The organism is Tenacibaculum profundi (assembly GCF_057162725.1).
The window spans coordinates 3,726,284-3,750,342 of sequence record NZ_CM169894.1; the positions used below are offsets into that span (position 1 = coordinate 3,726,284).

Below are 24,059 nucleotides of genomic sequence, written 5' to 3' on the forward strand. Positions count from 1 at the left end.
TAAATTATTGAATTTTATAAAAAATAGTAGTTAGTATTTTATTAAGGGGATAATGGTAGTTAAATGTAAAATTTATGATAATACGTCTCTCTCAAAATATATTTTTTATATATATACTTATTTCTTTAGGAGTTACCAACAGTATTTTTTCTCAGATTCCAAATGCTCAAAAAGCTGGGGCTAATGCATATTTTAGAGGGAATTATATTGAAGCAGGGTTATCAGATAGAGGAACTTTTGGAGCACCTAATGGAACGAGGCCATCAGGATATCACAATTCAAGGATGTCATTGCTTGGTTTCATAGCCAATCCTGCAAAAGATGGTTGGATTAATTATGATGGAGATTATTTTATACCAGGTAGTCCAGAGGAAGGCTTTGCTTTAGAGATTAATACAATAGCTTATAACAATAATACACGTGATGCTTTAAAGCAAATAGGAGGTGCAATTACTTATGTTAACTCTAATATAAGTTATTGTGGAGAAAATGCCGCTGAAGTCATATGGGAGGGAGCTATTGGGGGAATAAATATACATAGATCTTACTTACTAACAGAAAACGGTTTGTTTATTAAAATGACCACTACTTTAACAAACATAACATCGACAGATTTAACAAATATTTATTGGATGCACAATGTTGATCCTGACAATAATCAAACTTTATCAGGAAATTATACAACAACTAATACAATTGAAGCTCAGTCATCGAGTTTCTTAGATAAATTAGCAGTTGTAAAGGCAGAACAAGGTGCGGTAGGAGGTGCAACAGATCCAGATGGATCTGTTGTATCAATAATGGCTTCAGATGATAGAGCACGAGTTACATATGGAGGTTTTTCCAACAGAGATCCATCAGCAATTTGGAATGGTACAGATAGTGGTCTGGTCAATACAGAAGGAGCATCCTTGTCAGCAGATGAAGCGATCTCAATAGCATTCAATATTGGTACTTTAAAAGCAGGAAAAAGTACTGAATTTACATATTTTTATATTTTAAGTACAGATTATGCTAGTGTATTAAATTGTAGTGATGAAGACGGTGATGGAAATCCAGATTTAAATGATCAGGACGACGACGATGATGGAATTTTGGATATTGAAGAATCTCATGGGAATCAACCTGATGGTGATGAAGATGGTGATGGTATTGTAAATTGGCAAGATAATTTTGATAATGGTTTTACTGGTGATGGATCTGTAACCGATTATACGGATGCAAATAATGATGGTATACCAGATGTATATGATAATGACCAAGATTTAATACCGAATCATTTAGACCTTGATTCTGATAATGATGGATGCTATGATTCTTTGGAGGGGAGCAATTCATTAAATCAATCAGATATTGATGAAAATGGACGCTTGACAGGTGGTGGAAATTTGCTAACAGGAATACCTTTAGTTGTTGGTAGTGGACAAAATGATATTAGTTCGCAAAATTCAATGATTACAGGAAATCAATGTGATGATGATAATGATACTATTCCGAATATTTCTGATCTATGTAATGGATATGATGATAGAATCGATTCAGATTCAGATTCTATACCAGATAGTTGTGATTTAGATTCAGATAATGATGGAATTTTAGATGATGAAGAATGTTCTTCTAGTTCAAGTAATTTTACTGTTGCGTCATCAACCAGTGGTAGTTTTATTTTAGCTAATTCTGGAGGAACAGCCAATTGGATAATATCTAATAGTGGACAAAATACAATAACTTCTAATGGTCTTTCCGATAAAAATGAACTTTATTTTGTTTATGAAGGAACAACTCCATGGGATTTGACAACAACATTTCAAATAAATGATCTCCCTAGTGGATCAGAGATAAGACTTAAATTGTATGGTTTTGTAGATAAAATATCTTCAGATTTTGAAGCTTCTTTTGGTTCTAGGTTTAGTACATATACAGTTTCTTGGGTTGGTGGTAATGGAAATGCTAAAATTTATGATCCAGAAGGGACTCAGATTTCTGGAGGAGAACAGTTTATTTCTAATGGAGGAAGCTTTACTCAAAATATAGGAGATAGATCAAGTGGCGCATGGAGTAATAATTTATTAGAATGGTATATCGTATTTCCTGTGGGAGCTACTGAATTTACTATTTCAGCTATTGGAGGTGCAGCAAAAGAAGGATTTAGGTTTACAGCTGATGAAGTATATTGTCCTGATTCGGATATAGATGGAACACCAGATTATTTGGATTTGGACAGTGATAATGATGGTTGTTATGATGCCATTGAGGCTGATGAGGAGGTTAAAGAATCTGATTTAGATTCAAATGGAAGAATAGCTATTGCGATCGATGGCCATACAGACGGAGTTCCTAATTTAGTGAGTTCAGGAGGAGTTGCCGATCTAGGAGGTGACGAAGGTCAAGGAATTACTGAAGGTGTTAAAGAGGCTTCGACTCTTGAAATTGATTTAGAACCAAGTGACATTACAATTTGTTTAGGTGAGAATGTAACCTTTACGGGAGCAGCTTCCTCTTTAAGTACAACGACATTTACAGGTACAGCACCGACAACCATACCAGATTATAGTGGAAGTACACCCAATACTGCAGATTTAGTATATCAATGGCAAGAACAATTAAATACTAGTAGCTCATGGACTAATATTCCTAACGGAGGAATTTATAGCAATGCAACAACAGCAAGTTTAACTTTAACGAATCCTTTGGTAGGAGCTTCGAATAATAAATACAGATTGTTAGTAACCAGTACAAAAAACGGATGTGCTAGTGTAACGACTTCGGAAGCTACTTTAATTATTAATGATGTAACGGGTGGAACTGTTGGATCAAATCAAACAATTTGTTTAGGAGATGATCCGGTCGCCTTTACAGAAACAGTAGCTTCCACAGGAAGCGGAACTTTGAGTTATCAATGGGAAAGTAGCACCGACGGATCTATCTTTACACCTATTGGAGGAGCTACTAATGCCACGTATGATGCAGGAGTGCTTACTCAGACCATGTGGTATAGAAGAGAAGTATCTTCTTTACTTAATGGAGTTACTTGTACCGCCTTAAGCAATATTGTACAAATTACCGCAGATTCAGTTCCGACGATTAGCATTGATGATAATACAGTTGCAGAAGGAACCACCGCAAACTTTACAGCTACCATAAGTCAAGCGATAGCCTGTGATGTTACTTTTGATGTAACTACGAGTGATGGCACGGCAATGGGAGGAAGTGATTACACATCACAAACGAGTCAAAGTTACACGATTACCGCAGGAAATACTACGGTAACGATTCCAGTAGTAACAACTAATGATAGTACGTATGAACCAACGAATGAAACGTATACAGTAACATTGAGTAATGTTCAGACAGGAACGGGAACTTTAATTACAACAACTGACTTGGTAGGATCCGGAACGATTACCGATTTAGGTGATAATGCTCCAACGATTAGTATCGATGATATTGCAGTTGCCGAAGGAAGTACAGCAAACTTTACGGCTACCTTAAGTCATCCCTCCCAATATGATGTTACTTTTGATGTAAGCACGAGTGATGGCTCGGCCACCGCAGGCGATGATTATACAGCCCAAAGTAGTGTACGTTATACGATTCCAGCAGGAAGTACTACGGTAATTATTCCAGTAGCAACGACTGATGATAGTACGTATGAGCCAACTAATGAGACCTATACTGTTACGATGAGTAACGTGAGTATTGGTTCAACTCCAGCAGAGGCCATTACAACAACTGACTTGGTAGGATCCGGAACGATTACCGATTTAGGCGATAGTGCTCCAACGATTAGTATCGATGATATTACAGTTGCCGAAGGAAGTACAGCAAACTTTACGGCTACTTTAAGTAATGCTGCTCAGTATGATGTTACTTTTGATGTAAGCACGAGTGATGGCTCGGCCACCGCAGGCGATGATTATTCATCACAAAGTAGTGTACTTTATACGATTTTAGCCGGAAGTACCACAGTAACGATTCCGGTGGTAACGATCAATGATACTACCTACGAGCCAACTAATGAGACCTATACTGTTACGATGAGTAATGTGAGTATTGGTTCAACTCCAGCAGAGGCCATTACAACAACGGACTTGGTAGGATCCGGAACGATTACCGATTTAGGCGATAGTGCTCCAACGATTAGTATCGATGATATTACAGTTGCCGAAGGAAGTACAGCAAACTTTACGGCTACCTTAAGTCATCCTTCCCAATATGATGTTACTTTTGATGTAAGCACGAGTGATGGCTCGGCCACCGCAGTCGATGATTATACATCACAAAGTAGTGTACTTTATACGATTTTAGCCGGAAGTACCACAGTAACGATTCCGGTGGTAACGATCAATGATACTACCTACGAGCCAACTGATGAGACCTATACTGTTACGATGAGTAATGTAAGTATTGGTTCAACTCCAGCAGAGGCCATTACAACAACGGACTTGGTAGGATCCGGAACGATTACCGATTTAGGTGATAGTGCTCCAACGATTAGTATCGATGATATTACAGTTGCCGAAGGAAGTACAGCAAACTTTACGGCTACCTTAAGTCATCCCTCCCAATATGATGTTACTTTTGATGTAAGCACGAGTGATGGCTCGGCCACCGCAGGCGATGATTATACATCACAAAGTAGTGTACGTTATACGATTCCAGTAGGAAGTACTACGGTAATTATTCCAGTAGCAACGACTGATGATAGTACGTATGAGCCAACTAATGAGACCTATACTGTTACGATGAGTAACGTGAGTATTGGTTCAACTCTAGCAGAGGCCATTACAACAACGGACTTGGTAGGATCCGGAACGATTACCGATTTAGGTGATAGTGCTCCAACGATTAGTATCGATGATATTACAGTTGCCGAAGGAAGTACAGCAAACTTTACGGCTACCTTAAGTCATCCCTCCCAATATGATGTTACTTTTGATGTAAGCACGAGTGATGGCTCGGCCACCGCAGGCGATGATTATACAGCCCAAAGTAGTGTACGTTATACGATTCCAGCCGGAAGTACCACAGTAACGATTCCGGTGGTAACGATCAATGACACTACCTACGAGCCAACCAATGAGACCTATACTGTTACGATGAGTAACGTAAGTATTGGTTCAACTCCAGCAGAGGCCATTACCACGACAGATTTGGTAGGATCCGGAACGATTACCGATTTAGGTGATAATGCTCCAACGATTAGTATCGATGATATTACAGTTGCCGAAGGAAGTACAGCAAACTTTACGGCTACCTTAAGTCATCCCTCCCAATATGATGTTACTTTTGATGTAAGCACGAGTGATGGCTCGGCCACCGCAGGCGATGATTATACAGCCCAAAGTAGTGTACGTTATACGATTCCAGCAGGAAGTACTACGGTAATTATTCCAGTAGCAACGACTGATGATAGTACGTATGAGCCAACTAATGAGACCTATACTGTTACGATGAGTAACGTGAGTATTGGTTCAACTCTAGCAGAGGCCATTACAACAACGGACTTGGTAGGATCCGGAACGATTACCGATTTAGGTGATAGTGCTCCAACGATTAGTATCGATGATATTACAGTTGCCGAAGGAAGTACAGCAAACTTTACGGCTACCTTAAGTCATCCCTCCCAATATGATGTTACTTTTGATGTAAGCACGAGTGATGGCTCGGCCACCGCAGGCGATGATTATACAGCCCAAAGTAGTGTACGTTATACGATTCCAGCCGGAAGTACCACAGTAACGATTCCGGTGGTAACGATCAATGACACTACCTACGAGCCAACCAATGAGACCTATACTGTTACAATGAGTAACGTAAGTATTGGTTCAACTCCAGCAGAGGCCATTACAACAACTGACTTGGTAGGATCCGGAACGATTACCGATTTAGGTGATAGTGCTCCAACGATTAGTATCGATGATATTACAGTTGCCGAAGGAAGTACAGCAAACTTTACGGCTACCTTAAGTCATCCCTCCCAATATGATGTTACTTTTGATGTAAGCACGAGTGATGGCTCGGCCACCGCAGGCGATGATTATACGTCACAAACGAGTCAGATATATACAATTACCGCAGGAAGTACCACAGTAACGATTCCGGTGGTAACGATCAATGATACTACGTATGAGCCAACTGATGAGACCTATACTGTTACGATGAGTAATGTAAGTATTGGTTCAACTCCAGCAGAGGCTATTACAACAACTGACTTGGTAGGATCCGGAACGATTACCGATTTAGGTGATAGTGCTCCAACGATTAGTATCGATGATATTACAGTTGCCGAAGGAAGTATAGCAAACTTTACGGCTACCTTAAGTCATCCCTCCCAATATGATGTTACTTTTGATGTAAGCACGAGTGATGGCTCGGCCACCGCAGGCGATGATTATACATCACAAAGTAGTGTACGTTATACGATTCCAGCCGGAAGTACCACAGTAATGATTCCGGTGGTAACGATCAATGACACTACCTACGAGCCAACCAATGAGACCTATACTGTTACGATGAGTAATGTAAGTATTGGTTCAACTCCAGCAGAGGCCATTACAACAACTGACTTGGTAGGATCCGGAACGATTACCGATTTAGGTGATAGTGCTCCAACGATTAGTATCGATGATATTACAGTTGCCGAAGGAAGTACAGCAAACTTTACGGCTACCTTAAGTCATCCCTCCCAATATGATGTTACTTTTGATGTAAGCACGAGTGATGGCTCGGCCACCGCAGGCGATGATTATACAGCTCAAAGTAGTATTCTTTATACGATTCCAGCCGGAAGTACCACAGTAACGATTCCGGTGGTAACGACTGATGATAGTACGTATGAGCCAACCAATGAGACCTATACTGTTACGATGAGTAACGTGAGTATTGGTTCAACTCCAGTAGAGGCCATTACAACAACTGACTTGGTAGGATCCGGAACGATTACCGATTTAGGTGATAGTGCTCCAACGATTAGTATCGATGATATTACAGTTGCCGAAGGAAGTACAGTAAACTTTACGGCTACTTTAAGTCATCCCTCCCAATATGATGTTACTTTTGATGTAAGCACGAGTGATGGCTCGGCCACCGCAGGCGATGATTATACATCACAAAGTAGTCAAAGTTATACGATTTTAGCCGGAAGTACCACAGTAACGATTCCGGTAGTAACGATCAATGATACTACCTACGAGCCAACCAATGAGACCTATACTGTTACGATGAGTAACGTGAGTATTGGTTCAACTCCAGCAGAGGCCATTACCACGACAGATTTGGTAGGATCCGGAACGATTACCGATTTAGGTGATAGTGCTCCAACGATTAGTATCGATGATATTACAGTTGCCGAAGGAAGTACAGCAAACTTTACGGCTACCTTAAGTCATCCTTCACAATATGATGTTACTTTTGATGTAAGCACGAGTGATGGCTCGGCCACCGCAGGCGATGATTATACGTCACAAACGAGTCAGATATATACAATTACCGCAGGAAGTACGACAGTAACGATTCCGGTGGTAACGATCAATGACACTACCTACGAGCCAACCAATGAGAGCTATACTGTTACGATGAGTAATGTAAGTATTGGTTCAACTCCAGCAGAGGCCATTACAACAACTGACTTGGTAGGATCCGGAACGATTACCGATTTAGGCGATAGTGCTCCAACGATTAGTATCGATGATATTACAGTTGCCGAAGGAAGTACAGCAAACTTTACGGCTACTTTAAGTAATGCTGCTCAGTATGATGTTACTTTTGATGTAAGTACGAGTGATGGCTCGGCCACCGCAGGCGATGATTATACAGCTCAAAGTAGTCAAAGTTATACGATTCCAGCCGGAAGTACCACAGTAACGATTCCGGTGGTAACGATCAATGATACTACCTACGAGCCAACTAATGAGACCTATACTGTTACGATGAGTAATGTAAGTATTGGTTCAACTTCAGCAGAGGCCATTACCACGACAGATTTGGTAGGAGCCGGAACGATTACCGATTTAGGCGATAGTGCTCCAACGATTAGTATCGATGATATTACAGTTGCCGAAGGAAGTACAGCAAACTTTACGGCTACTTTAAGTCATCCCTCCCAATATGATGTTACTTTTGATGTAAGCACGAGTGATGGCTCGGCCACCGCAGGCGATGATTATACAGCTCAAAGTAGTGTACGTTATACGATTCCAGCAGGAAGTACCACAGTAGCGATTCCGGTGGTAACGATCAATGATACTACCTACGAGCCAACCAATGAGACCTATACTGTTACGATGAGTAACGTGAGTATTGGTTCAACTCCAGCAGAGGTCATTACAACAACGGACTTGGTAGGATCCGGAACGATTACCGATTTAGGTGATAGTGCTCCAACGATTAGTATCGATGATATTACAGTTGCCGAAGGAAGTACAGCAAACTTTACGGCTACCTTAAGTCATCCCTCCCAATATGATGTTACTTTTGATGTAAGCACGAGTGATGGCTCGGCCACCGCAGGCGATGATTATACATCACAAAGTAGTGTACGTTATACGATTCCAGCCGGAAGTACCACAGTGATGATTCCGGTGGTAACGATCAATGACACTACCTACGAGCCAACCAATGAGACCTATACTGTTACGATGAGTAATGTAAGTATTGGTTCAACTCCAGCAGAGGCCATTACCACGACAGATTTGGTAGGATCCGGAACGATTACCGATTTAGGTGATAGTGCTCCAACGATTAGTATCGATGATATTACAGTTGCTGAAGGAAGTACAGCAAACTTTACGGCTACTTTAAGTAATCCCTCCCAATATGATGTTACTTTTGATGTAAGTACGAGTGATGGCTCGGCCACCGCAGGCGATGATTATACGTCACAAACGAGTCAGATATATACAATTACCGCCGGAAGTACCACAGTAACGATTCCGGTAGTAACGATCAATGATACTACCTACGAGCCAACTAATGAGACCTATACTGTTACGATGAGTAACGTGAGTATTGGTTCAACTCCAGCAGAGGCCATTACAACAACGGACTTGGTAGGATCCGGAACGATTACCGATTTAGGTGATAGTGCTCCAACGATTAGTATCGATGATATTACAGTTGCCGAAGGAAGTACAGCAAACTTTACGGCTACCTTAAGTCATCCCTCCCAATATGATGTTACTTTTGATGTAAGCACGAGTGATGGCTCGGCCACTGCAAGCGATGATTATACGTCACAAACGAGTCAGATATATACAATTACCGCAGGAAGTACCACGGTTACGATTCCAGTGGTAACGATTAATGATACTACCTACGAGCCAACCAATGAGACCTATACTGTTACGATGAGTAACGTAAGTATTGGTTCAACTCCAGCAGAGGCCATTACAACAACGGACTTGGTAGGATCCGGAACGATTACCGATTTAGGCGATAGTGCTCCAACGATTAGTATCGATGATATTACAGTTGCCGAAGGAAGTACAGCAAACTTTACGGCTACTTTAAGTAATGCTGCTCAGTATGATGTTACTTTTGATGTAAGTACGAGTGATGGCTCGGCCACCGCAGGCGATGATTATACATCACAAAGTAGTGTACGTTATACGATTTTAGCCGGAAGTACCACAGTAACGATTCCGGTGGTAACGATTAATGATACTACCTACGAGCCAACTAATGAGACCTATACTGTTACGATGAGTAACGTGAGTATTGGTTCAACTCCAGCAGAGGCCATTACAACAACGGACTTGGTAGGATCCGGAACGATTACCGATTTAGGTGATAGTGCTCCAACGATTAGTATCGATGATATTACAGTTGCCGAAGGAAGTACAGCAAACTTTACGGCTACTTTAAGTAATGCTGCTCAGTACGATGTTACTTTTGATGTAAGTACGAGTGATGGCTCGGCCACCGCAGGCGATGATTATACAGCTCAAAGTAGTATTCTTTATACGATTTTAGCCGGAAGTACCACAGTAACGATTCCGGTGGTAACGATCAATGATACTACCTACGAGCCAACTAATGAGACCTATACTGTTACGATGAGTAACGTGAGTATTGGTTCAACTCCAGCAGAGGCCATTACAACAACGGACTTGGTAGGATCCGGAACGATTACCGATTTAGGTGATAGTGCTCCAACGATTAGTATCGATGATATTACAGTTGCCGAAGGAAGTACAGCAAACTTTACGGCTACTTTAAGTAATGCTGCTCAGTATGATGTTACTTTTGATGTAAGCACGAGTGATGGCTCGGCCACCGCAGGCGATGATTATACAGCCCAAAGTAGTGTTCTTTATACGATTCCAGCCGGAAGTACCACAGTAACGATTCCGGTGGTAACGATCAATGACACTACCTACGAGCCAACTAATGAGACCTATACTGTTACGATGAGTAACGTGAGTATTGGTTCAACTCCAGCAGAGGCCATTACAACAACTGACTTGGTAGGATCCGGAACGATTACCGATTTAGGCGATAGTGCTCCAACGATTAGTATCGATGATATTACAGTTGCCGAAGGAAGTACAGCAAACTTTACGGCTACTTTAAGTAATGCTGCTCAGTATGATGTTACTTTTGATGTAAGTACGAGTGATGGCTCGGCCACCGCAGGCGATGATTATTCATCACAAAGTAGTGTACTTTATACGATTTTAGCCGGAAGTACCACAGTAACGATTCCGGTGGTAACGATCAATGATACTACCTACGAGCCAACTGATGAGACCTATACTGTTACGATGAGTAATGTGAGTATTGGTTCAACTCCAGCAGAGGCCATTACAACAACGGACTTGGTAGGATCCGGAACGATTACCGATTTAGGCGATAGTGCTCCAACGATTAGTATCGATGATATTACAGTTGCCGAAGGAAGTACAGCAAACTTTACGGCTACCTTAAGTCATCCTTCCCAATATGATGTTACTTTTGATGTAAGCACGAGTGATGGCTCGGCCACCGCAGTCGATGATTATACATCACAAAGTAGTGTACTTTATACGATTTTAGCCGGAAGTACCACAGTAACGATTCCGGTGGTAACGATCAATGATACTACCTACGAGCCAACTGATGAGACCTATACTGTTACGATGAGTAATGTAAGTATTGGTTCAACTCCAGCAGAGGCCATTACAACAACGGACTTGGTAGGATCCGGAACGATTACCGATTTAGGTGATAGTGCTCCAACGATTAGTATCGATGATATTACAGTTGCCGAAGGAAGTACAGCAAACTTTACGGCTACTTTAAGTAATGCTGCTCAGTATGATGTTACTTTTGATGTAAGCACGAGTGATGGCTCGGCCACCGCAGGCGATGATTATACGGCTCAAAGTAGTGTACTTTATACGATTTTAGCCGGAAGTACCACAGTAACGATTCCGGTGGTAACGATTGATGACACTACCTACGAGCCAACTAATGAGATCTATACTGTTACGATGAGTAATGTAAGTATTGGTTCAACTCCAGCAGAGGCCATTACAACAACGGACTTGGTAGGATCCGGAACGATTACCGATTTAGGCGATAGTGCTCCAACGATTAGTATCGATGATATTACAGTTGCCGAAGGAAGTACAGCAAACTTTACGGCTACCTTAAGTCATCCTTCACAATATGATGTTACTTTTGATGTAAGCACTAGTGATGGCTCGGCCACCGCAGGCGATGATTATACAGCCCAAAGTAGTGTACGTTATACGATTCCAGCCGGAAGTACAGTAGTAACGATTCCGGTGGTAACGATCAATGATACTACCTACGAGCCAACCAATGAGACCTATACTGTTACGATGAGTAACGTGAGTATTGGTTCAACTCCAGCAGAGGCCATTACAACAACTGACTTGGTAGGATCCGGAACGATTACCGATTTAGGTGATAGTGCTCCAACGATTAGTATCGATGATATTACAGTTGCCGAAGGAAGTACAGCAAACTTTACGGCTACCTTAAGCAACCCCTCCCAATATGATGTTACTTTTGATGTAAGCACTAGTGATGGCTCGGCCACCGCAGGCGATGATTATACATCACAAAGTAGTGTTCTTTATACGATTCCAGCCGGAAGTACCACAGTAACGATTCCGGTGGTAACGATTAATGATACTACCTACGAGCCAACTAATGAGACCTATACTGTTACGATGAGTAACGTGAGTATTGGTTCAACTCCAGCAGAGGCCATTACAACAACGGACTTGGTAGGATCCGGAACGATTACCGACTTAGGTGATAGTGCTCCAACGATTAGTATCGATGATATTGCAGTTGCCGAAGGAAGTACAGCAAACTTTACGGCTACTTTAAGTCATCCCTCCCAATATGATGTTACTTTTGATGTAAGTACGAGTGATGGCTCGGCCACTGCAAGCGATGATTATACGTCACAAACGAGTCAGATATATACAATTACCGCAGGAAGTACCACGGTTACGATTCCAGTTGTAACGATTAATGATACTACCTACGAGCCAACCAATGAGACCTATACTGTTACGATGAGTAACGTGAGTATTGGTTCAACTCCAGCAGAGGCCATTACAACAACTGACTTGGTAGGATCCGGAACGATTACCGATTTAGGCGATAGTGCTCCAACGATTAGTATCGATGATATTACAGTTGCCGAAGGAAGTATAGCAAACTTTACGGCTACTTTAAGTCATCCCTCCCAATATGATGTTACTTTTGATGTAAGCACTAGTGATGGCTCGGCCACCGCAGGCGATGATTATACGGCTCAAAGTAGTGTACTTTATACGATTTTAGCCGGAAGTACCACAGTAACGATTCCGGTGGTAACGATTGATGACACTACCTACGAGCCAACTAATGAGATCTATACTGTTACGATGAGTAATGTAAGTATTGGTTCAACTCCAGCAGAGGCCATTACAACAACGGACTTGGTAGGATCCGGAACGATTACCGATTTAGGCGATAGTGCTCCAACGATTAGTATCGATGATATTACAGTTGCCGAAGGAAGTACAGCAAACTTTACGGCTACCTTAAGTCATCCTTCACAATATGATGTTACTTTTGATGTAAGTACGAGTGATGGCTCGGCCACCGCAGGCGATGATTATACAGCCCAAAGTAGTGTACGTTATACGATTCCAGCCGGAAGTACCGTAGTAACGATTCCGGTGGTAACGATCAATGATACTACCTACGAGCCAACTAATGAGACCTATACTGTTACGATGAGTAACGTGAGTATTGGTTCAACTCCAGCAGAGGCCATTACAACAACTGACTTGGTAGGATCCGGAACGATTACCGATTTAGGTGATAGTGCTCCAACGATTAGTATCGATGATATTACAGTTGCCGAAGGAAGTACAGCAAACTTTACGGCTACCTTAAGTCATCCTTCACAATATGATGTTACTTTTGATGTAAGTACGAGTGATGGCTCGGCCACCGCAGGCGATGATTATACATCACAAAGTAGTGTACTTTATACGATTTTAGCCGGAAGTACCACAGTAACGATTCCGGTGGTAACGATCAATGACACTACCTATGAGCCAACCAATGAGACCTATACTGTTACGATGAGTAACGTGAGTATTGGTTCAACTCCAGCAGAGGCCATTACCACGACAGATTTGGTAGGATCCGGAACGATTACCGATTTAGGTGATAGTGCTCCAACGATTAGTATCGATGATATTGCAGTTGCCGAAGGAAGTACAGCAAACTTTACGGCTACCTTAAGTCATCCTTCACAATATGATGTTACTTTTGATGTAAGCACGAGTGATGGCTTTGCCACCGCAGGCGATGATTATACATCACAAAGTAGTGTACGTTATACGATTTTAGCCGGAAGTACCACAGTAACGATTCCGGTGGTAACGATTAATGATACTACCTATGAGCCAACTAATGAGACCTATACTGTTACGATGAGTAACGTGAGTATTGGTTCAACTCCAGCAGAGGCCATTACAACAACGGACTTGGTAGGATCCGGAACGATTACCGATTTAGGTGATAGTGCTCCAACGATTAGTATCGATGATATTACAGTTGCCGAAGGAAGTACAGCAAACTTTACGGCTACTTTAAGTAATGCTGCTCAGTATGATGTTACTTTTGATGTAAGCACGAGTGATGGCTCGGCCACCGCAGGCGATGATTATACATCACAAAGTAGTGTACTTTATACGATTTTAGCCGGAAGTACCACAGTAACGATTCCGGTAGTAACGACTGATGACACTACCTACGAGCCAACCAATGAGACCTATACTGTTACGATGAGTAACGTGAGTATTGGTTCAACTCCAGCAGAGGCTATTACAACAACTGACTTAGTAGGAGCCGGAACGATTACCGATTTAGGTGATAGTGCTCCAACGATTAGTATCGATGATATTACAGTTGCCGAAGGAAGTACAGCAAACTTTACGGCTACCTTAAGCAACCCCTCCCAATATGATGTTACTTTTGATGTAAGCACGAGTGATGGCTCGGCCACCGCAAGCGATGATTATACATCACAAAGTAGTGTACGTTATACGATTCTAGCAGGAAGTACCACTGTAATGATTCCGGTGGTAACGATCAATGATACTACGTATGAGCCAACCAATGAGACCTATACTGTTACGATGAGTAATGTAAGTATTGGTTCAACTCCAGCAGAGGCCATTACAACAACTGACTTGGTAGGATCCGGAACGATTACCGATTTAGGTGATAATGCTCCAACGATTAGTATCGATGATATTACAGTTGCCGAAGGAAGTATAGCAAACTTTACGGCTACTTTAAGTAATGCATCGCAGTACGATGTAACGTTTGATGTTTCAACCAATGATTTAACTGCTACATTTGGAACCGATTATTTACAACAAATCAATGTAAGTTATACAATACCTGAAGGAAGTACAACAGTTATTATTCCAATAACAACTATTGACAATAATGTTTATGAGACAACAGAAACTTATGAAGTCTTATTGAGTAATGTTTTTATAGGTTCCCCAAGTCCCGAGGCGATAACTATGACAGATTTAGTTGGTGGAGGAACAATTACAGATAATGATGTAAACAATCCATGTTTACCAGATTCAACAGATACTGATGGCGATGGTTATTGTGATGCTATAGATCCAGGTCCCAATGATCCTTGTATTCCCGATAATACCGATGCTGATAATGATGGCGTTTGTGATACGGTTGATCCAGATCCAAGTGATCCATGTATTCCTGACAATACCGATGCTGACAATGACGGTGTATGTGATACAGTAGATCCGAATCCAAGCGATCCCTGTATACCAGATGCTACCGATGCCGATGGTGACGGTTATTGTGATACAGTAGATCCGAATCCGAGTGATCCTTGTATACCAGATAGTACGGATGCTGATAATGATGGCGTTTGTGATACGATAGATCCAAATCCTACAGATCCTTGCGTTCCTGATAATACCGATGCTGATAATGATGGCGTTTGTGACACGGTAGATCCAAACCCGAGTGATTCTTGTGTTCCCAAAAGTACTGACACAGATGGTGATGGTTATTGTGATATTGTTGATCCAGGTCCCAATGATCCGTGTATACCAGATGCGACTGATAGTGATGGCGATGGTTATTGTGATACTGTTGATCCAGGTCCCAATGATCCGTGTATTCCAGACGCTATAGATGCCGATGGCGATGGCGTTTGTGATACTGTAGATCCAGAAGTTGTAACACCTTGTAGCTCTCTTGATTTAGATAGCGATGGCGACGGGATATGCGATAGTGTTGATCCTAACCCAACAAATCCATGCGTTCCCAATGGAGCAGATAGTGATGGCGATGGCGTTTGTGATATTATAGATCCAAATCCAAGTGATCCATGTAATCCCAATTCATTAGATGAAGATGGCGATGGTTATTGTGACACGGTAGATCCAAATCCCACAGATCCATGTATACCAGATGCGACAGATGCTGATGGTGATGGCGTTTGTGATACGATAGACCCAAATCCCAATGATCCATGTAATCCAAATTCTATGGATGAAGATGGTGATGGTTATTGTGATACTATAGACCCGAATCCCACTGATCCCTGTATACCAGATGCTACAGATGCTGATGGTGATGGCGTTTGTGATACCATAGATCCGAATCCGAATGATCCATGTGATTCAGATAGTGCAGATAGTGATGGTGATGGTTATTGTGATACTGTAGATCCCAATCCCACAGATCCCTGTATTCCAGATGCCAGGGATGCAGATGGCGATGGAATCTGTGATACGATAGACCCAAATCCAAATGAGTCATGTGATCCGAATTCAGTTGATGCTGATAATGATGGCGTTTGTGATACGGTTGATCCAGATCCAAGTGATCCCTGTATACCGAATGCTACAGATGCCGATGGTGACGGCGTTTGTGATACGGTTGATCCAAATCCAAATGATCCCTGCATTCCTAATGGAAGTGATATAGATGGTGATGGCATTTGTGATGTTGTTGATCCGATAGTCACTGACCCCTGTCCTGTAGGAGCTCCAGATAGCGATGGTGATGGTGTTTGTGATACGGTTGATCCAGATCCAAGCGATCCCTGTATACCAGATGCTACCGATGCAGATGGTGATGGCGTTTGTGATACGGTTGATCCAGATCCAAATGATCCCTGTATACCCGATAATACAGATGCCGATGCAGATGGTGTTTGTGATACGGTTGATCCAGATCCAGGTAATCCATGTATCCCAAATAGTCATGATGAAGATATGGATGGTGTTTGCGATACTATAGATCCCGATATAACAGAACCTTGTGTGCCTGATAGCGCCGATAGTGATGGTGATGGTATTTGTGATGTCATAGATCCAAACCCGAGTGATCCTTGTATTCCAAATAGTAACGATGAAGATATGGATGGCGTTTGTGATACAGTTGATCCAGATCCCACAGATCCATGTGTTCCAAATAATACAGATGCTGATAATGATGGGGTCTGTGATGTAATAGATCCAGATCCAGGTAATCCATGTATTCCCAATAGTCATGATGAAGATATGGATGGTGTTTGCGATACAGTAGATCCCGATATAACAGACCCATGTATTCCAGATAACACAGATGCAGATGGTGATGGGGTCTGTGATGTAATAGATCCAGATCCAAGTAATCCATGTATTCCAGACAATACAGACAGTGATGGTGATGGTACTTGTGATATTTTGGATGTTATGCCTAATGATTCTTGTATGCCAGATCCATTTGCTATAGGAACAGCAGACTGTGATGGTGATGGTATTAGTAATGCTGATGAATACGATTCGAATGGTGACGGCAGTGGTCCTGATGATCAGGATGGTGATGGAATATTAGATGTATTAGATATCGATGATGATGGTGATGGTATTTTAACTAGCGTAGAAGTAGGAGATGATAGAACGAATCCTGACGATACTGATGGTGATGGAGTTCCTGATTACCAAGATTTGGATAGTGATAATGATGGTATTTCTGATTTAGTAGAAGGAGGAGGAGATTCTAATTTGGATGCTAATAATGATGGTGTTATTGATGATCAAACAGATAGTGATAATGATGGCTTACCCGATTTGGTTGATTCAGATAATGGAGGCACAGTTTCCAGTACTCCTGATACTGATGGTGATGGAGTTCCAGATTATCAAGATTTAGATAGTGATGGCGACGGAATTAATGATGTTATTGAAGCAGGCGGAGCTGATACTAACAATGATGGTCAAATAGATACAGACAATTTGGTCGATGGTACCAATTTACCAGATGAAGATAATGATGGTACTCCCGACACTCAAGAACCAAATAATGATGCTTTGTCAGGAAGTTTAGACGTAGATGGTGATGGTGTTATTGATGACCAAACCGACAGTGATGGTGACGGAATAGCAGATGTAGTTGATGGCTTGGATGGCTTTGGAGATGCCTTGACAACGGATACAGATGGCGATGGCATAGAAGATTTATATGATTTGGATGATGATAATGATGGTATTTTGGATGTTGTAGAACAATTAGGAGACGAAAATAGAGATACTGATAATGATGGAATTCCAGATCATTTAGATTTAGATAGTGATGGAGACGGAGTTTTAGATTTAGTAGAAAGTGGACAAAACGCTAGTATTGTTGATGTTGATGGAGATGGTGTATTAGATAGCTTGCTTGATGCTGACAATGATGGAATTATCGATACAGCTGATGCTGACGATAGCGATATTAATGCAGGAAGCAAAACAATATTAGATGATACAGATGGAGATGGTAGACCTGATTTTCAAGATTTAGATAGCGATAATGATGGTATTTCAGATTTAGTAGAAAGTGGTACAGATATATCATTAGATATTGATGGAGATGGTGTTATCGATGATCAAAGTGATACTGATGGCGATGGTTTAGCTGACGTTGTAGATCCGAATCGAGGAGGTATGCGTCCTCGTATTCCAGATACAGATACTGATGGTATTCCAGATTATCAGGATATAGATAGTGATGATGATGGCGTTACGGATTTACAAGAAGGAGGCAGTGATCCATTATTGGATCTTGATGGTGATGGTATACTAGATACTTTCCTTGACAGTGATGGCGATGGTATGTTAGACTCAGTAGATCCTGATACTAATGGAGATGTGCCAGATACTCCAGATTTTGATGGTGATGGTTTACCAGATTACCAAGATATCGATGATGATGATGATGGTATTTTAACGATTTTAGAAGATGTTGATGGCGATGGTAATTTAAGTAACGACGATAGTGATGGCGATGGACTTCCCGACTATTTAGATATCGACGATGATGGTGATGGTATAGCCACGATTGATGAGTCAGCAGATCAAAATGGCGATGGAGGTCCAGAGGATGCATTGGATACAGATGAAGATGGAACTCCAGATTATTTAGACCCAGATACACTACCATGTTTGACGGTTTATAATGAGTTTACTCCCAATGGTGATGGTGCTAATGATACCTTCGTAATTTCTTGTATAGGGGAGGAACGTTATAAGCACAATCGATTAGAGATTTATAATCGTTGGGGGGTATTGGTTTATAGCAAGAATCGATATGATAATAGTTGGTCGGGAGAATCTACAGGTCGATTTAGCATCCAAGTAAAAAAGCAATTACCATCAGGTACTTATTATTATGTATTGGATTTAGGGACTGGAGCTAGTCCAAGGATTGGTTGGCTATATATCAATAGGGAATAAATTATAAAAGTGTTTTTCTTTAGTTATTATAACTAAAAGCATATGTAATTATATTAAGTGCATTTAGCATATCATTTGTTTAAATGCACTTAATTTTATTTAAATCTCCTATACTACATGCTAGATGAATTGGTCATTATTAACGATATTCTGTTTAACATCTTAAAAAGAAGTTTAGTCTAAAGGTATAGTTATCATGCCGTCATAACTTATAATTATATTGGTTAAAGAATTACCTTAGTTTACATACGGGTAGGGGTATTTTAAACAAACATATAATAAATAATAATCGAGACGTGTAGTATAATTATAAACCCCTAAAGTATACGAAGATGAATAAGATAGTACAGAACCTTATAATGCTAGGCCTTTTATTTACAGGCGCTACCCTTTATAGTCAACAAGATCCACATTATACACAGTACATGTTTAATACGATGAGTGTTAATCCTGCTTATGTAGGCTCTAAGGGACATGGAGTTATCAATTTATTAGGCCGAGTCCAATGGGTTGGTATTGAAGGCGCTCCTCAGACGTTTAATTTAAGTTATGATACTCCATTAGGCTATAGTGGAGTTGGTTTAGGTATCAATTTGGTAAATGATGTTATAGGTCCTTCACGTGAAACTTATATAGATGCGAATGTATCTTATACAGTGCGGACTTCTAAGGAAGGTAATTTATCTTTTGGCTTGAAACTAGGTGGAAGGTTATTCAATATAGATTGGACTAAGGGGATTTACAGAGATAAGGGCGATGAACAATTATCAGTTCCTATTAATAGATTTTTACCAACGATAGGAGCAGGTGTTTATTATTATACGAATAAATGGTATTTAGGTTTGGCTGTTCCTAATATTTTACGGACAGAACATTATGATGACACTTTAGCTGGAGGTAGTGTTGCCGTTGAGCGTATGCATTACTTTTTTATAGCGGGTTATGTTTTCGCTTTAAGTAAAAGTGTCAAGTTTAAACCAGCTTTACTAACTAAGGTTGTTAGTGGGGCACCATTGTCATTAGATGTTTCAGCTAACTTTTTATTCAATGAGAAGTTTCGCGCAGGTATTGCATGGCGTTGGGATGATTCGATTAGTGCTTTGTTAGGTTTTCAAGTAAGCAGATCATTATCTTTAGGTTATGCTTATGATTTAACAACATCGAATTATAGTAATTATAATTCGGGTACCCATGAATTCTTATTGCGTTATGAGTTATTTAGACCTCAAACGGTGAAATCACCCAGATTTTTTTAACATAATATAATAATTACAAAAACAGGAGATTATGAAACGGATTATAGTTATACTATTATTAGTTGTTTTTTTTAGCAGTTATGGTCAACGACGTTATGCTGCTGATCGTTACTTTGAAGAGTATGCTTACAGTAAATCAGCGGAGTTATATCAAGGACTTTATGATAAAGGAGATCGTTCTTATGAAGTTATTAGTAAGTTGGCAGATTCTTATTATTTTATTTCATCATATGCTCAGGCGTCTAATTTTTACGAAGTTTTAATGTCTGACTATCAGGGAGTAGCTTCTCCGGAGCATTTATTTCGATATTCACAAGTGTTAAAGAGTACAGGAAACACGATAGATTCCGATAAGTGGTTGTTGAAGTTAAAAAATTTAAAGAGTGATGATAGTAGGGTTATATCATTAGAGGGTAATACGAGTTATTTTTCAGACTATACCAATCGTCCTAAGACATATATTCATATTGAAAATATAGCTGTTAATACAAGATATTCAGATTTTGGAGGTTTTGTTCATGATGGGTATTTATATTTTTCATCCACCCAACCCGATTCGGATAATAAGAAGTTATACAAGTGGAATAATCAACCTTATTTAAATATTTATAGGTCATTAGAGGATCCGTTAAAAGAAGGAGCTAGTTTAAATGTTGGATCCTCTGAGAAGTTGAGTTCTTTAAGTAGTTCCCTTCACGAGTCCAATGCAATTATCAATAAAGAAGGTACGATTATTTATTTTACAAGAGATAACACTTCAGGAGATAAGAGCAAGACCGCTAAATTGAAGATTTATAGAGGCTATAAACAGAATGATGGTAGTTGGGGAGCGATAGAAGAATTACCTTTCAATGATGATGATTACTCAGTGGGTCACCCTTCATTAAGTTTTGATGAAAGTACGCTTTATTTTGTGTCAGATATGCCAGGGGGCTTTGGTGAGACTGATTTATATAAAGTATCGATTTCATCAGATGGGAGTTATGGAGTTCCGGAGAACTTGGGAGGTATCATTAACACAGAAGGTAGAGAGATGTTTCCTTACATTGGTTCTAATAGCCGATTGTATTTTGCTTCAGACGGACATTTAGGGTTGGGCGCATTGGATGTTTTTGAGAGTAGTATTGAAGGATCAGATTACGAGAAACCGATGAATTTAGGATCTCCAATAAATGGTCCTATGGATGATTTTGGTTTTATTTTAGATGATGTTCGTAAAGCGGGTTATTTTTCATCAAACAGGGATGGCGGTAAAGGCGATGATGATATTTATAGTTTTCGTATCTATCAGTGTAAAGAGTCAATAAGTGGTATTATAAGTGATTCTGTTACAGGTTCTGCGATTTCAGGGGCTTCAGTTCGTTTGATAAATAATAAAGGAGAACCACTATCAGAGCAGTTAACAGATAGTAATGGGTCTTATAATTTTACAGAGCTTGATTGTGATCAAGATTTTACAGTAGTAGCATCACAGTCAGATTACAAGCAAGGACAATTAGAGCAATCCACACTTGATGAAGATAAGAAGTCGCTTGAGGTAAATATATCATTACGTTCGTTAATAGTTGATGATCAAATAGTTATTAATCCTATTTATTTTGATTATGGGTCAGCTGCTATCCGTGCAGATGCTGAGTATGAATTGGAACATATTGTTAGTGTAATGAATAGCCATCCTACGATGGTGATTTGTATTGAATCTCACACAGATAACAGGAGCTCAGTATTATTTAATCAACGATTATCACAGCAGAGGGCAAACGCTACACGATCATATCTTTTATCAAGAGGTATTACCCCTGATCGTATAGAAAGTGCGATAGGTTATGGAGAGAGCCAGCCTCAGAATGATTGCGGATCAAATTGTTCGGAAGAAGAACATGAGCAAAACAGAAGGTCTTATTTTTTTATAACAAAAGGATATAAAGGAATATAAGATAGTTAGGGTTATTTTAACTTACTGAAAAAAGTTAATTCGTAATTATCCAATAAAGAGGGATTTGTGATTTTAATTAAATCTTTTAAAACTAAGTCTGGTCTCATTGGAGAAAGCTCAAAATATATTAATCCACCTGTTTCTCCTTTTTTATGAGCGATTGTATAGATGTTATTGTTGTTAAAACTTTTAAAATTTTTGAAAATATAATTTGATTTTTTTAGTTGATCCATAGTTTCAAATAAGCCACAATTTAACCAAAAGTCAGCATTTTTGCCTTTTTCAAGAACGCTTTCAAAATTTAAATTTAAACTACCTGTACCCTGCGTATCTTTCCAAGCGTAGTTTAAATTAGCATCTTTAAAAAATAAAGCAAGATAGCTGTTACCAGCAGGTACGTTCCATACATCTTTAAACATATTTCCAGATATCACAGTAGATTTATTTCTATAATCTTTAACAAGGGATTTAACCCTTAGATATTCACTTTCTATTTTAGAAAAAATACTGTCAGCTTCCTTTTCTTTGCCGTATAGCACACCAAAGAATTTAATCCATTCAGCTCTTCCTAAAGGAGATTCTTCTAACCAATCACTATTTAAAATAACAGGGATGTTTATTTTTTTTAGATACTTATAAAGCTTATTATTTGGATGTAAAGAATAGCCTACCACTAAATCAGGTTTTAGGTTTATAAGCTTTTCAGTATTGATCTCTTGTTTGATTCCTAACTCCATTATTTTTCCCTTTTTTATTCTGTCACGGGTAATTTTAGAGGAAATATATTGAGTATTGGGAAATCCAATTAAAGAAGGTTCAGTATTTAATGATTCAAGGATCGGAATGTGATTTGTACTTGTTAGAACTATCGATTGAATAGGAACTTTTATTTTATTTTCAAAGACATTTGTTTCATTACCTAAAATAAAAGTTTGTCGTTTATTATATGCTTGAGACATTCTTTTAAGTACTAATTTTTTTTCATTACCATCAATGATAATATCAAATCCCTTTGCATATTTAATGAAAGACTTATTTACTAATTCTTTTTTGTGTTTTTTAGCTTGATTCTTACATTGTACTAATGAATGAAGAGTTATAAAAAGAAGTAAATAATATTTCATAGTATGGATGATTGAAGTGTTTTATGATACAGCTAACCTAATATTTTTATTATTAAAATATTAAGATAAATTAGATTGGTCAATAATTTTAATAGCTTAACAAATATACATAAACAATAAAATACAATTAAAAAATACTTTCAAGTATCTGTATACATATCTTATTTAGAAAAGCTACTTTTTGTTATAATGTATAAATAAAAAATTAATTTTTTATTTATTGAAAAAATAATTAAAAGGTTGACTTTTAGTTGTTGTTATGAAATAATAGAATATATTTACCGCGATTTTTGGTTTTTCTTTAAAATCGTTTGAAGAAAATTAAAAGGGAATTCGGTAAAAATCCGAAGCTGTTCCCGCAACTGTAAGCTATTATGCTTGTAATTAAACTTTAGCCACTGTTTTATCAAATGGGAAGGCAAATTACAAGACGCAAGCCAGGAGACCTGCCATTTATCAGTATAAAACA

General features: G+C 39.5%; 4 protein-coding genes and 1 riboswitch. Of the genes, 3 read left to right on the top strand and 1 reads right to left on the bottom strand.

The window, feature by feature from the left end; translation table 11 throughout:
- Positions 1-74: 74 nt before the first annotated feature.
- From AC2GW8_RS15170 to AC2GW8_RS15180, 3 genes are all read left to right on the top strand, one after another.
- Entirely contained in the window at positions 75-19,274 is a 19,200-nt protein-coding gene (locus tag AC2GW8_RS15170; protein ID WP_440880724.1) for a Calx-beta domain-containing protein, read from the top strand.
- A 332-nt stretch (positions 19,275-19,606) separates the two neighbouring features.
- On the top strand, positions 19,607-20,530 hold the full coding sequence (locus AC2GW8_RS15175; RefSeq protein WP_440880725.1) for a PorP/SprF family type IX secretion system membrane protein: 924 nt from the start codon (positions 19,607-19,609) through the stop codon (positions 20,528-20,530).
- 31 nt (positions 20,531-20,561) lie between these two features.
- Entirely contained in the window at positions 20,562-22,466 is a 1,905-nt protein-coding gene (locus tag AC2GW8_RS15180; RefSeq protein WP_440880726.1) for an OmpA family protein, read from the top strand.
- 11 nt (positions 22,467-22,477) lie between these two features.
- Here AC2GW8_RS15180 and AC2GW8_RS15185 read toward each other — a convergent pair whose 3' ends face one another.
- Positions 22,478-23,590, bottom strand: a complete 1,113-nt coding sequence (locus AC2GW8_RS15185; protein ID WP_440880727.1) for an ABC transporter substrate-binding protein — start codon at positions 23,588-23,590, stop codon at positions 22,478-22,480.
- A gap of 274 nt (positions 23,591-23,864) precedes the next feature.
- Positions 23,865-24,058, top strand: a riboswitch (cobalamin riboswitch).
- Position 24,059: the final 1 nt, after the last annotated feature.

What these genes read in the sequence shown, in the direction of transcription:
- AC2GW8_RS15170 (WP_440880724.1), top strand. Translation starts at nt 75, where the DNA reads ATGATAATACGTCTCTCTCAAAATATATTTTTTATATATATACTTATT.
- AC2GW8_RS15175 (WP_440880725.1), top strand. Translation starts at nt 19,607, where the DNA reads ATGAATAAGATAGTACAGAACCTTATAATGCTAGGCCTTTTATTTACA.
- AC2GW8_RS15185 (WP_440880727.1), bottom strand. Translation starts at nt 23,590, where the DNA reads ATGAAATATTATTTACTTCTTTTTATAACTCTTCATTCATTAGTACAA.
- AC2GW8_RS15180 (WP_440880726.1), top strand. Translation starts at nt 20,562, where the DNA reads ATGAAACGGATTATAGTTATACTATTATTAGTTGTTTTTTTTAGCAGT.